This window comes from Dyadobacter bucti, from assembly GCF_005869225.1.
Lineage (GTDB): Bacteria > Bacteroidota > Bacteroidia > Cytophagales > Spirosomataceae > Dyadobacter > Dyadobacter bucti.
The window spans coordinates 1,343,664-1,356,003 of sequence record NZ_SWFP01000001.1 but is presented as its reverse complement, the minus strand read 5'-3'; the positions used below and the strand labels follow the sequence as shown (position 1 = coordinate 1,356,003).

At 50.0% G+C, this 12,340-nt stretch carries 11 protein-coding genes; 9 read left to right on the top strand and 2 right to left on the bottom strand.

What is annotated here, in order from left to right; genetic code table 11:
- Positions 1-11: 11 nt before the first annotated feature.
- From FBF61_RS05095 to FBF61_RS05075, 5 genes are all read left to right on the top strand, one after another.
- Positions 12-1,661, top strand: coding sequence for a RagB/SusD family nutrient uptake outer membrane protein (locus FBF61_RS05095; protein WP_138476063.1), 1,650 nt, complete (start codon positions 12-14; stop codon positions 1,659-1,661).
- A gap of 71 nt (positions 1,662-1,732) precedes the next feature.
- Positions 1,733-3,082, top strand: a complete 1,350-nt coding sequence (locus FBF61_RS05090; RefSeq protein WP_138476148.1) for a hypothetical protein — start codon at positions 1,733-1,735, stop codon at positions 3,080-3,082.
- 29 nt (positions 3,083-3,111) lie between these two features.
- On the top strand, positions 3,112-4,485 hold the full coding sequence (locus FBF61_RS05085) for an enolase C-terminal domain-like protein (protein WP_138476062.1): 1,374 nt from the start codon (positions 3,112-3,114) through the stop codon (positions 4,483-4,485).
- Positions 4,486-4,570: 85 nt separating this feature from the next.
- Positions 4,571-6,691, top strand: a complete 2,121-nt coding sequence (locus FBF61_RS05080) for a PVC-type heme-binding CxxCH protein (RefSeq protein ID WP_138476061.1) — start codon at positions 4,571-4,573, stop codon at positions 6,689-6,691.
- 53 nt (positions 6,692-6,744) lie between these two features.
- On the top strand, positions 6,745-7,098 hold the full coding sequence (locus FBF61_RS05075) for a hypothetical protein (protein ID WP_138476060.1): 354 nt from the start codon (positions 6,745-6,747) through the stop codon (positions 7,096-7,098).
- Positions 7,099-7,129: 31 nt separating this feature from the next.
- On the opposite strand, the gene FBF61_RS05070 is transcribed toward FBF61_RS05075, so the two are convergent.
- A complete protein-coding gene (locus FBF61_RS05070; protein WP_138476059.1) occupies positions 7,130-8,395 on the bottom strand; it encodes an RNA polymerase sigma factor in 1,266 nt (421 codons plus the stop codon).
- Positions 8,392-8,742, bottom strand: a complete 351-nt coding sequence (locus FBF61_RS05065; RefSeq protein WP_138476058.1) for a YciI family protein — start codon at positions 8,740-8,742, stop codon at positions 8,392-8,394. The genes FBF61_RS05070 and FBF61_RS05065 overlap by 4 nt, the downstream gene beginning before the upstream one ends.
- A gap of 233 nt (positions 8,743-8,975) precedes the next feature.
- Here FBF61_RS05065 and FBF61_RS05060 point away from each other — a divergent pair, with 233 nt between their 5' ends.
- The 4 genes from FBF61_RS05060 to nuoC all read left to right on the top strand — a co-directional run bounded on the left by FBF61_RS05060 (position 8,976) and on the right by nuoC (position 12,328).
- Entirely contained in the window at positions 8,976-9,407 is a 432-nt protein-coding gene (locus tag FBF61_RS05060; RefSeq protein ID WP_138476057.1) for a CBS domain-containing protein, read from the top strand.
- Between the two features lie 92 nt (positions 9,408-9,499).
- Complete coding sequence (locus tag FBF61_RS05055) at positions 9,500-9,934, top strand: NADH-quinone oxidoreductase subunit A (protein ID WP_138476056.1); 435 nt, start codon at positions 9,500-9,502, stop codon at positions 9,932-9,934.
- A complete protein-coding gene (nuoB, locus tag FBF61_RS05050) occupies positions 9,931-10,569 on the top strand; it encodes an NADH-quinone oxidoreductase subunit NuoB (protein WP_138476055.1) in 639 nt (212 codons plus the stop codon). The genes FBF61_RS05055 and nuoB overlap by 4 nt, the downstream gene beginning before the upstream one ends.
- A complete protein-coding gene (gene nuoC, locus FBF61_RS05045; protein ID WP_229214919.1) occupies positions 10,508-12,328 on the top strand; it encodes an NADH-quinone oxidoreductase subunit C/D in 1,821 nt (606 codons plus the stop codon). Before nuoB ends, nuoC begins: the two co-directional genes overlap by 62 nt.
- The last annotated feature ends 12 nt before the right edge of the window (positions 12,329-12,340 follow it).

The following is a 12,340-nucleotide window of genomic DNA, read 5'->3' as shown; positions in this document are numbered from 1 at the left end:
AAAAATCAGACATGAGAGCGATAAACCATTACTTCTATTCAGCCTTTGCTGTGGTGCTCCTGGGCTCCGGACTTGCCTCCTGCGACAGCTATCTGGATGTCTCGCCTACAGACCAGGTTTCAGATAATAATGCCTGGGCAACCACCGGGAATGCCGATATGTTCCTGAATGATATTTACGGAAGCCTGCCCGGTTCATTTACCACGAACGATCCTGACGAAAGCTTTTCAGACAATACCATGCGGGGTTCTTCTTCGGGTTATAGCTTCACTGCCTATGCCAAATCAAGCTACACCCCGGGTTCGGTCCGCGACGACTGGACTACCAATTATGCGAAGATCCGGAAATGTAATCTGTTCATTGAAAAAGTAACTGCAAGTGCTTTACCGGATGCCTGGAAAACAATGCGGATCGCTGAAACACGGTTTCTGAGAGCGTATTTTTATCAGATGCTCTGGGTCCGCTACGGAGGCGTACCGATCATCACGGAAGTGCTGAACCGCGAGGAGCAGGGAGATGAAATATTCCGCGAACGGAGCACCTCGGATGAGACCTTTAAGTTCATCACAGACGAATGTGCCGCGATGGCTACCGACCTGCCGCTTACTCCCGACAAGGGAAGAGCCAGTAAGGGTGCCGCGCTCACACTGAAAGGCTGGTGCGAACTGTTTCAGGCAAGCCCGTTGAAAAACCCGACAAATGATAAAACAAGATGGGCCGCCGCGGCTGCGACCAACAAACAGGTGATGGATTTGAATAAATACAGCCTCTTTCCCGATCTCGAAACTTTGTTTTATGAGGAAAATAATAACAATGTAGAAGTCATTTTTGACAAAGCTTACCTGGGCGGCACTACCCTGGGGGCTAGCAGGGAGGGCTTACATGGTGCCTGGATCGTGGGCGGTACACAGCGTGCATGGAGCGCACCGAATCCTACCCAGGAGATTGTGGATTCCTATTTTATGGCGAACGGGCTGCCTATTACGGATCCTGCTTCGGGTTATGATCCTCAAAATCCTTACCTGAACCGGGAGAAGAGATTTTACCAGTCGGTGATCTATGATGGCTGCAAATGGCTGGGTTATGAAATGGAAATGTGGATCGGTTCGGGTTCCCGCAACACCCTCGACCTGTCCAGTGCCAACGAAGCCACCAATACAGGCTACTACCTCCGAAAAGGCCTGAATCCCAAGTATGAATTTGCCAGTGGCGACCAGCGGCTCAGCAGCGCCAGCTTTATCATTTTCAGATATGCAGAAGTGCTTCTCAGCTATGCCGAAGCAAGAAATGAGGAAGTCGGACCCGACGAAACGGTTTACAGCGCAGTGAACAAGGTACGGGAACGTTCCGGGCTGCCGGCATTGAAGTCCGGGCTGACGCAGGCGCAGATGCGTGCGTTGATCCAGCAGGAAAGGAGGGTTGAGCTTGCATTCGAGGAAAAACGCTGGCCCGACCTGTTGAGGCTTAAAATAGCCGAGACTACTCTGAACGGCCCTTTTCATGCAATGAAAATAGTGAAAGAAGCAGGCAAAAAGGTCTATTCCGTTATAGAAGCGCCGAACGGGGGCAGGATATTTTTTGCCAACAAAAATTATCTCTTGCCCATCCCGCAGCCCGTACTGGATAAAAATGCAAAGCTCAAACAAAACCCTAACTACTAAGCCTGGCTATGTATCACTACCGAGATCGTTCAGGCATATTTTACCTCAGATACGTCTGTAAAACAGGTGTTATGCTGCTGTTCCTTTTAAGTCAAAATGTTTTGGCCCAACAGCCGGACACCGTCAGACTGTCCACTTTTGATATTGACGTAACGCCTCCCGTCGGAAGCCATTTGTCCTATGACCCTGAGATCAACAAATGGGACCTGGGCCTGCGTGCGAAAGGGATCGTATTATTTGGTTCGGGTTTGCCGGTTGTTTTGTGTGCGGTAGACTGGCTTGGCATCAGCAATGAAGGAATGGACGAGTTCAGAAATGCGCTGGCCACGGCGGCCGGAACAACGCCCCAGCGCGTAAGCGTGAACGTATTGCATCAGCACGATGCACCCCGGTATGATGCCGGGGCCGAGCAGGTACTTCTTGAGGCGGGAATTGACCCGGCATTCATTAATCCTACGCAATTCAATGGAGATTTCCCGCGCCAGGCTTTGCGGGAGCTTACTGTGGCTGTGAAAAATTCTCTTGGCAAATCCCGCCCTGTGACGCATATAGGGCTGGGGAAATCCAAAGTACATAAAGTGGCTTCCAACAGGAACATATACGGCCCGGACGGAAAAGTACGGGTAACGCGGATGTCGACGACCAAGGACCCCGCGATCCGGGCGGAACCCGAAGGGCTGATCGATCCCGAATTGTCGCTTGTCAGTTTCTGGAATGGGGACAAGCCCGTCGCAGTGCTCACTTACTACGCCACGCACCCGCAGAGCTATTACCGTACCGGTGTGGTCAATCCCGATTTTCCAGGGGTAGCCCGCTTTTACCGGCAGCTTGCCGAGCCGGAGGCCCTTCATATTCATTTCAACGGGGCAGGAGGGAACATCGCCGCGGGCAAGTACAACGATGGTTCTCCGGCCAACCGGCTTATCTTCGCCGAGAGGCTTGCAGAAGGTATGAAGCTTGCCTGGGAAGCAACAAAGCGTGAAGCGATCAAACCCGGGGATATAGACTGGACGGTGGTTCCGGTCGCTTTGCCGCCGGCTGCGCATTTATACAAAATGAAAGAGGATCTTGCAGCGGGCAATGCGATCCTGCACGAAAACAATGGAAACGCAGGTAAGATAGCCTGGCTCCGACGTTGCGAAAGCGGGAAAAAACTCGACCTGGCGTGCCTGAAATTAAAAAACGCGAGGATACTATATATGCCGGGCGAACTTTTTGTGGAATACCAGCTTGCAGCCAAGGCGAAAAGACCGGATCTTTTTGTTGCCATGGCTGCCTACGGGGACCTGGGGCCTGGTTATATCGGAACGGCCGACGCCTATAAAAAAGGCGGCTATGAGGTAAGCGACCGCGCCTCGAGTGTAGCGCCCGAAGTGGAAGGTGTGCTGATGAAGGCCATGTTTCAGCTATTGCAGAAATAGTGACGTGGCCAATAACCAGCCTGCATGCAATGGACCGGAGAGATTTTATCAGGAAGTCGGGTATGGCGGCGGTTTTAGCTTATCCTGCCGGACTTCCGTTTATTGGGAATTTGAAAAAACAATCTATGCTAAGGATCATTTCAACCGATTCTGATTTTGAAAGAGAGCCTCTGCTGCGTCCGTTCGGATTTAAAGGCGGCTATCTGACCGAGCTTTGGCAAACTGTGTCCAGGCTTTCAACAGAAAACCATGAAGGGATCGGGCTCGCTACCCAGAGTGTACTTTATGGTGACGCCGAACTTTTCAGCCACTATCCGGAAGCTGCCGGAAATGCGCTCATGTATGTGCTTACGCAGAAAGCATCACTGCTTGCCAGGGAAATTCCCTTTGCTGACCCCGTTTCGCTGATGGACGAACTGATCCCGAGACTTGGCCCGGTAGCCGCAAACCTGACCGACAGAGCCGATCTGAGCGTGAATTTTATTTTAAACGCACTCGTCAGCGTAGACAATGCTGCCTGGCTTTTATACGCACGTGAGAATGGATTGACCAGCTATGATGATATGGTGCCCGAGGCTTACAAGGCAGCCCTGTCACATCAAAACCGGAAAGTGGCCGTCATGTTCCAGGTTCCGTATGGGATGCCTGTGCAAGAGATTCAGCAGGCGGTCGATAAAGGTTATTTTGTAATAAAAATAAAAACCGGACAACCCGGAAGCCAGGCGGAAATGCTCGAAAAAGACAAGGCCCGGCTGGCTGAAATTCATGAGGCATTAAAAGATAAAAACAGCACAGAAACCCAAAACGGCAGGATCCTGTACACCCTGGATTCCAACGGCCGCTACCAGAAAAAGGAAACACTCGAAAAGCTGATCGATTATGCCCACAAAATCGGGGCGTTTTCACATATCCTGTTTATCGAAGAACCGCTTCCCGAAACCAGCGACGAGCATGTGGGCGGGCTGGGGCTGCGGATCGCCGCCGACGAGCGGGCCAATGATGAGGCCAGTACGCTGAAATGTCTGGAACTCGGCTATGGTGCTATTATTTTAAAGGGCGTGGCCAAAACGTTGAGCCTCTCCATGAAAATTGCCCGCATTGCCCACGCACATCGAATTCCCTGCGCCTGCTCGGATCTCACGGTTAATCCTGCGCTTCTGGAGTGGCACAAAAACCTGGCGGCCCGGCTCGCACCTTTTCCCGATCTGGGTATGGGATTACTGGAAACAAACGGTGATATGAACTACAAAAACTGGGAACAAATGCGCAGCTATCTGCCCGATTCCGGGGCCAGCTGGGCAAGTGCGGAGAGAGGCGTGTTCCGGCTCGATCGGGATTTCTACGATCGCAGCGGCGGAATTTTTGACACAATCCCACATTACAAATCACTTTTTCACAAATAAAAAACCAACTGGCAGTGTGGGCAGCGTCCGGAAATACTTCGGGCTCTGGCTTGCTGCGCCGTGAACCTGAAAACCTTTCTGAACCATGAAATACATATTCAACATAACAATCAACCTTTTTTTATTGGCAATTCCTTGCTTGCCGGCCTTTTCCCAGCGTTACCCGCAGGCACTTTCCCCGCAGGAATCCATGGGCACTTTTCAGCTCCATGATGCTTTCGGTATCGAGCCCTTCGTGGCGGAACCGGACGTGCTTTCTCCTGTCGATATGGTTTTTGATGACAATAAGAACATCTATGTCGTTGAAATGGGCGATTATCCTTACGACGCAAAACCCGGAAATTTTAAGGGAAGGATCCGGCTTTTAAAGGATACTGACGGAGATGGTAAAATAGATAAATCGTACGTGTATGCGGACGGCCTGCCAAGCGCAACATCTGTGCTTCCCTGGAAAGCAGGCATCATCGTGGCGGCGGCTCCGGATATTTTATATTTAAAAGATACCAATGGTGATTTCAAAGCCGATAGCAGAGAAGTGCTTTTTACAGGTTTTTTCGCAAAAAATTCCGAAGCACAGATCACCAGCCTGCGCTTCGGGGCGGACAACTGGATCTATGCCAATAACAACGGACAAGCCGGGCTGATCACTTCGCCAAAATGGCCCGACAAACCCGCTATTCAGGTTGGGGGAGGAGGTTTCCGGTTCCGTATGGACCGAGGCATATTTGAGCCGGAGTCGGGCACTGGTCAGTTCGGGCAGGCTATCGATGACTGGGGGCATCGTTTTTATACCCAAAATACCCTGCATATTCAGCAATCGCCCATTGCCGCGAGATATGTAAACCGCCACCCGTACCTGCCGAGTTATCGTACCGACGTAAATGTTTCGGACCACGAACTCGAAATGTTCCAGAAGTCGGCGACGCCTTATTGGCGTCAGCAGCGCAGCGACCGCCGCCAGGCCAAATATGATTCGCTGAAAACGGGGAACAAAGAGTATGCACGCGACCATTTTACCGGGGCATCCGGCGCCACCTACTATGGAGGTGATGCTTTCCCCGAATCTTTCTACGGCTCTGTTTTTACGGGTGAGGTTGCAGGAAACCTTGTTCACCGGGATGTGATCAAATCACAGCCCGGGCAGCCTGCGTATACTGCCACCCGCAGCGGGGAGGATAAAGGCGGGGAATTTCTGGCATCCACCGACAGTTGGTTCCGCCCCGTCAACATGGCGCTCGGGCCCGACGGGTATCTTTATCTGATCGATATGTACCGTCAGCATATCGAAACGCCGGTATCCATTCCAGAGGATCTGAAAGCCGATATGGATTTTTCAAAAGGCGAACAATATGGCCGGATCTGGCGGATTTTCCCTAAGGTCGGCGAAAAACGGAATCTTCAGCTACCCGATCTTCACAGCAAAAACTCCGCCGAGCTCATTCCGTTTTTGTCCCATCCCAACCAATGGTGGCGGCTGAATGCGCAGCGTCTGCTGCTGGAAAGGCAGGACCAAAGCATGGTACCGATCCTGAAAAAGGCGTTCGCGGAAACCCAGGACGCCCGCGGCCGTTTGCATATCATGTATGCCCTGGAAGGCCTTGGCGCGCTGGAGGAGGGAATGGTAGGCAGCGCATTGGCAGACACCCATCCGGGCATGCGGGAACATGGACTGGTACTGGCTGAAAAATATCCGAAATACCTCCCGGAAGTTATCAAACTGACAAACGATCCGTCCCCGCAGGTGTCATATCAGGCAAGCCTGAGCTTGGGGCAGTTTTCGGGAAAAGAGGTTTTGCCGGTACTGGTAAATGTGGCCGGAAAAAATGCAGAACAACCCCTTTACCGCCTATCGGTACTGAGTTCTGTTCCCGGCAGCTCTGCTGAGATGGCCGGACTGCTGGCGGAGAGCGGGTTTTTTGACAGCGCGTCTCCCGGGAAGCTGAAGTTTGCGGAAGATTTCGGCTATATAACCGGATCGAGAAATGGGAAAAATGAAATCGGCGGGTTATTGGGTGTTTTGGAGAACAAAGATAAAAGCTATCAGGCTGCGGTATTGAACGGATTGGCAAAAGGAATCAAACGGTCGAAGAACCAAACCGAACCGGATAAAAATGTGATCAGAAGTTTGCAAAAAATGGAGGATAAATCCGGGGATGAAGTAACGAAAGCAATTCACTTGGTGAAGAAGGCTATGAATGTCCGGTAAATCTCATTTGAAACAGTTATTGCCAAAACACATTCATTACAAGTATTTTATTTATGAATAAAAAAAACAGAAGGGCATTCCTGCAAAAATGTCTGAAATCGTCACTGGCCCTGTCGGCTGGAAGTTTATGGATTGCCGGTTGCCGGAGTGCCAAGAAAAATGTGGCAAATATCAGTTCACCCGCCGCCGGAAATCCTTGTGAAGATCTCACGGGAGTAAGCCCTGTGGATGTGGAAAAAAGAAAAGCCCTGGGTTATGTAAGCCTCTCGCCCATGCCCGACAAACAATGCGATGGCTGCAAATTATGGATAACCGTAGCAGAAGGAAAAGAATGTGGCGGCTGCCTGCTTTTCACCGGGCCGGTAGCTCCCGAGGGAAACTGTACCTACTGGGCGCCGCAGGTTTGAAGCATTGCGTCAATTGTTTGCTGGTGGCCAATCACGGCGGATTTGATGTAGGCCCCGAGCACTGGGACAAGCTCAGTTTGGGAAGGATGTCTATTTCCCTTTCTATGAATTTTTTCTCAAAAGCGTTGACCGGGCAGGTCAGCGCTTTTTTGTAAGAGGCCAACGCACGGGGCACATCGTTTTTATCCCGGTATATTCTGGCCCAGAAACAATGGATCAGGTGGTAATTCTGAAAAAACGGATTGGCGTTCCATTGATTCAGGATTTCAATTGCCCCTGTTTCATTCATGCCAAAATACAATGCCGCCGCCTGCCCCAGTTTCGTAAAAGGGGATGGATTAAGGATCACAAGTTTTTCGTACAGACCGGCTATTCCATGCCAGTCCGTTTCTGCAAATGTGGTTGCCTGCGTATGTTTATAGGCAATTGCAGCCTCTAACTGGTACGCGCTGGTGCTCAGTGATTCCTTTTGGGAACAGAGCAGATAGTGGTTCGCCACGGCGATCATTTCACGGTTCCAGCGGGTACGGTCCTGTTCGGCCAGTACAGTCAGTTCATCAAGCTGGTTTGTTCTGGTCTCGGCTCTGGCCAGATTGTACAGCATCCATGCGTACAATGCTTTCACTTCTCCGTTCGCCACAATGTCCATTTTCATCATTTCCTGCAGCAGGCTCAAAGCGTCTTCACATAAAACTTCATCGGAAAGACCGCCTTCCTCAGACAGTTGGTAACCCTCCGTAAACATGACGTACAGAATTTTGAGCGCCATTCTGACCTTCTGGCTGTCCGGCTTACCCGACATTTCCGTCAGGATGAAATTTTCGGATTTGTTTTGCGCACGCCAGCGATAGAGGATTTTAGATATGTTTTCCTCATTCGAGGCCAGTAAAGCGGCAATACGTTTCACCCGTAAACCGCAAACATATCGCAGGACGATCACTAGCTGGACTTTCGGCGGAAAAGCCGGCTGCAGACAAGCAAACAGTATCCTCAGTAAATCATGGTCGTCAACCAATTGCGGGTCAAAAGCGATAAGGTCATATTCAAGAACTTGTTTTCGTTTTTCTTTCTTCAGGTTATTGTAAGCAATGTTCCTGATCGTTTTGTACAACCATGCTTCCGGCTGGTCCGGGATACTTTTCTGCCACTTATCGGAGGCTATTGCAAATGCTTCCTGAACAATATCTTCGGAAACCGCGATTTCTTCTATGCCGGTATGGTACATCAGAACCGCAACCATTTTTCCGAAATGATTGCGGTACAGCCGGGAAATCAGAAGCGAAAGATCTTCGTTCACGATGATTGCGGAATCTCCATGATGGGACGTACCTCTATGCTGATCTTGCCTTCAATGATATGCGGACACTGTTCTGCAATAGCAGCCGCCTGTTCCAGGTTCTCTGCCTGGATCATCAGGTAGCCGCTGATGCCCTCCCTGGCGTCGATAAACAGGCCGTCTGTCGGCACCTGCTTGCCGACCAGTTTAAAATCATTTTCCAAAGGTTCCCCGGAAATGAAGCTGTCAAATCTGATGAGATCCTCCACCCAGCTGTTCATCTCGGCTATGTCCTGTTGCATTTCTTCCTCCGACATTTGTGACAGCCGGCTAATATCCTCACGGATAAGCAATAAGAATTTTTTCATGATAGTTTTTTTCTGATATAGTACATCATGTTATGCTTTTCCGGACATATTTTAAACAAAAATATATTTGGCTTGGCCTTTTCCATGCTCGGTCGGCGCATGATTATGGGGAGTAAAAGCGGCTTAGAAAATAAAGTGCAAAAAAATATTAGAATATTAGTTTTTTCTCAAAAAAAAAGTTAGCTTTATAATTACCAATTTATCGCTGAATCTGTCAAGAGAAGGAGTAAATTATGGGAAAAGTCAGAAACATTCTCGAAACAAAAAAAACAGGGCCGGTGTCGATTTGCCCGGATAACACTGTTTTTGAAGCTCTGGAACTGATGGCTGAAAAGAACATCGGTGCGCTCCTGGTTATGGAACAACAGAAGGTCGTCGGGATCTTCACTGAAAGGGATTATGCACGCAAAGTTATCCTGAGAGGAAAGGCCTCCAAAGAACTAAGGGTCAGGGAAATCATGACGATGAATCCCCTGACGGTATCATCTGATACAACCATCGAAGATTGTATGTCCTTCATGACGGACAAATTTATCAGGCATCTGCCGGTTATCGACGACGAACAACTCATGGGCATCATCTCGATCGGTGATGTTGTAAAGTATATCATCGAAGATCAGGAATTCATCATCGGGAACCTGAAACACTACATCACGGGCATTTAAACAGCTTCGATCCCGGATTTTCATTTTCGCATCACGTTATTTTAAGAAAAGACAGCTTTTTCTGTTTCCGCTTTTTTAAAATTCGATTGCTTATGGATGGTTTAAATGCGTCTGGTGCGCCAGGGTGGCCTTTTTGGGTCTATACTTTACTGGTTTTTGCATTATTAACACTGATCATTTCACTTTCTTACTTTTTAGGACAACGTCATCAGGGCGGAGCTTCCGGTCAGCCGTATGAATCGGGCATTCTCGAAACCGGTTCGGCAAGGCTGAGGTTCTCCGCGCAGTTCTACCTTGTAGCCATGATGTTCGTCATTTTTGATATTGAAGTGGTTTTTATCGTGCTGTGGGCTTTGGCTTTCCGTGAACTCGGATGGCCGGGTTACCTCAGCATTTGTGTTTTTATAGGGTTATTATTCGCCGTTTTGATTTATGAATGGAGCATAGGGGCGCTGAATTTCGGACCTGACGGGAAAAAAATCCTGAAAGCTTACCGTAAGCTACCCTTTAAAGATCCTGTACTATGAAATGGTGGCTTAGCAAACCGTCAGATCCCGCCGTTACGACCAAGGGAACAAGTTCATTCGAAGAATCAGTAGGGCAAAGCATAATGCTCACGACCGTTCAGGATTTGCTGGCATGGGGGCGTAAAAATTCCATGTGGCCGTTCCATTTCGGGCTTTCCTGTTGCTTCGTGGAAATGGCTACCAGCCTGACGAGCAAGTACGATGTGGCACGTTTCGGCGCAGAAGTGATCCGCGGCACGCCCCGGGAAGCGGATGTGATGGTGATCGCCGGGACTGTTTTTGTTAAAATGGCCCCGATCATCAAAAGGCTCCACGAACAAATGAAAGAACCTAAGTGGGTGATTTCCATGGGTTCATGCGCCAACTCCGGGGGGATGTACGACATTTACAGCGTGGTGCAGGGTGTGGATAAATTCCTTCCCGTGGACGTGTATGTTCCCGGCTGCCCGCCGCGCCCGGATGCTTTTATGCAAGGGCTTATGCTCCTGGCCGAATCGGTTGGAAAGGAACAGCGGCCACTAAGCTGGGCTATTGGTCCCCAGGGCGTCATCAGGCCCGAAAAGCCGGTGATGCGTGTCGAAAAAAGAGAAGAAAGAGCGAAAATCATTGATTTCCGTACGCCTGACAATGTTTGATAGCAAGGATACCGATTCAAGCCTGGAAGATGAACTGTTTGCCGTCTTCGGCGAAGCAGCTTTCAAACCGCAGGCCACAGCAGACGGTGTAGCCACTTTTTGGGTTAAAAAAGAACATATTGTAACACTGCTGACACATCTCAAAACGAAGATCCGCAGTCCCTTTGGTATGCTCTACGACCTCAGCGCGATGGATGAGCGCAACCGGGTGAAAGTGGGGATGAATGGCTCTGTGCCCCCTGATTTCACCGTTGTTTATCATTTACTGTCTTTCGGGCGTAACCGGTTTGTCCGGCTCAAAGTGGCATTGCATGGAGAGTACCCTTCCATAGCCTCCATTTCATCCCTGTGGAAAAATGCCAATTGGTATGAAAGAGAAGTATTCGACATGTTCGGTATCCGGTTTGAGGGGCATCCGAATTTACGGCGTATACTCATGCCGGTGACCTGGAACGGCCACCCGCTGAGAAAAGAACATCCGGCAAGGGCAACCGAAATGGGACCTTTCAGGTTATGGGATGAAAAGCAGGCATCGGAACAGGAAGCGCTGCAGTTTAACCCTGAGGAATGGGGTTTGAAAAGGCATAGCGCCGATGCAGATTTTATGTTCCTCAATCTGGGACCGCAGCACCCGGGCACGCACGGCGTACTCCGGATCATTCTTCAGCTGGACGGAGAGGATATTGTGGATGCAGTTCCCGACATTGGTTTCCACCACCGCGGGGCCGAAAAAATGGGTGAAAGGCAATCCTGGCATACCTATATCCCCTACACCGACCGGGTCGATTACCTGGGCGGCGTTATGAACAACCTGGCTTATCTGCTGGCCGTTGAAAAACTGGCGAGAATTCAGGTTCCGGCACGGGTAGAGGTAATACGCGTGATGTTGTGCGAGTTGTTCCGCATTGCCAGTCATTTGGTCTGGTACGGCACTTTTGCACAGGATCTTGGACAGCTTTCACCGGTGTTTTACATGTTTACCGACCGGGAAAAGATCTTTGATATCATAGAGGCCATATGTGGCGCCAGAATGCACCCCAACTGGTTCCGGATCGGTGGCGTAGCCCAGGATCTGCCAGTGGGCTGGGATAAGCTGGTGCGCGATTTTGTTAATTACTTTCCAAAACAATTGCGTGAATACGATCAGATGGTGATGCGAAACAGCATTTTCCGGGGACGTACAGTCGCTATCGGTATTTACACATTGGAAGAAGCTATTGAGTGGGGGGTAACAGGTCCGGGACTGAGAGCCTGCGGATATGAATGGGATTTTAGAAAAAAACAGCCTTACTCGGGTTATGAAAACTTCGATTTTGATATTCCTACGGCTCAAAACGGGGACTGTTACGATCGGGCGGTGATCCGGGTGGAAGAAATGCGGCAGAGCCTCCGCATTATTGAACAATGCCTTCAGAATATGCCCGAAGGTTCTTACAAGTCGGATCATCCCCTCACCACCCCGCCATTGAAGAAAAATACAATGCAGGACATTGAAACGCTCATCACCCATTTTCTGAATGTGAGCTGGGGGCCGGTGATCCCGCCGGGAGAAGCGATGAGCTGCATTGAAGCCACCAAAGGCGCGAACGGCTACTATCTGACCAGCGACGGAAGCACTTCGGCATACCGGGTGAGGATCCGCACCCCGTCGTTTCCGCACATGCAGATGCTGCCGTATATCAGCAAGGGTTACACGGTCGCCGACCTGCTGTCGATCCTGGGAAGCATCGATTATGTTTTGGCAGATATAGACAGATAACCATGAAATATC

Bases quoted from the DNA above. Each gene is read 5' to 3' on its own strand.
- FBF61_RS05095 (WP_138476063.1), top strand. From the start codon at position 12: ATGAGAGCGATAAACCATTACTTCTATTCAGCCTTTGCTGTGGTGCTC.
- FBF61_RS05090 (WP_138476148.1), top strand. From the start codon at position 1,733: ATGCTGCTGTTCCTTTTAAGTCAAAATGTTTTGGCCCAACAGCCGGAC.
- FBF61_RS05085 (WP_138476062.1), top strand. From the start codon at position 3,112: ATGGACCGGAGAGATTTTATCAGGAAGTCGGGTATGGCGGCGGTTTTA.
- FBF61_RS05080 (WP_138476061.1), top strand. From the start codon at position 4,571: ATGAAATACATATTCAACATAACAATCAACCTTTTTTTATTGGCAATT.
- FBF61_RS05075 (WP_138476060.1), top strand. From the start codon at position 6,745: ATGAATAAAAAAAACAGAAGGGCATTCCTGCAAAAATGTCTGAAATCG.
- FBF61_RS05065 (WP_138476058.1), bottom strand. From the start codon at position 8,742: ATGAAAAAATTCTTATTGCTTATCCGTGAGGATATTAGCCGGCTGTCA.
- FBF61_RS05060 (WP_138476057.1), top strand. From the start codon at position 8,976: ATGGGAAAAGTCAGAAACATTCTCGAAACAAAAAAAACAGGGCCGGTG.
- FBF61_RS05055 (WP_138476056.1), top strand. From the start codon at position 9,500: ATGGATGGTTTAAATGCGTCTGGTGCGCCAGGGTGGCCTTTTTGGGTC.
- nuoB (WP_138476055.1), top strand. From the start codon at position 9,931: ATGAAATGGTGGCTTAGCAAACCGTCAGATCCCGCCGTTACGACCAAG.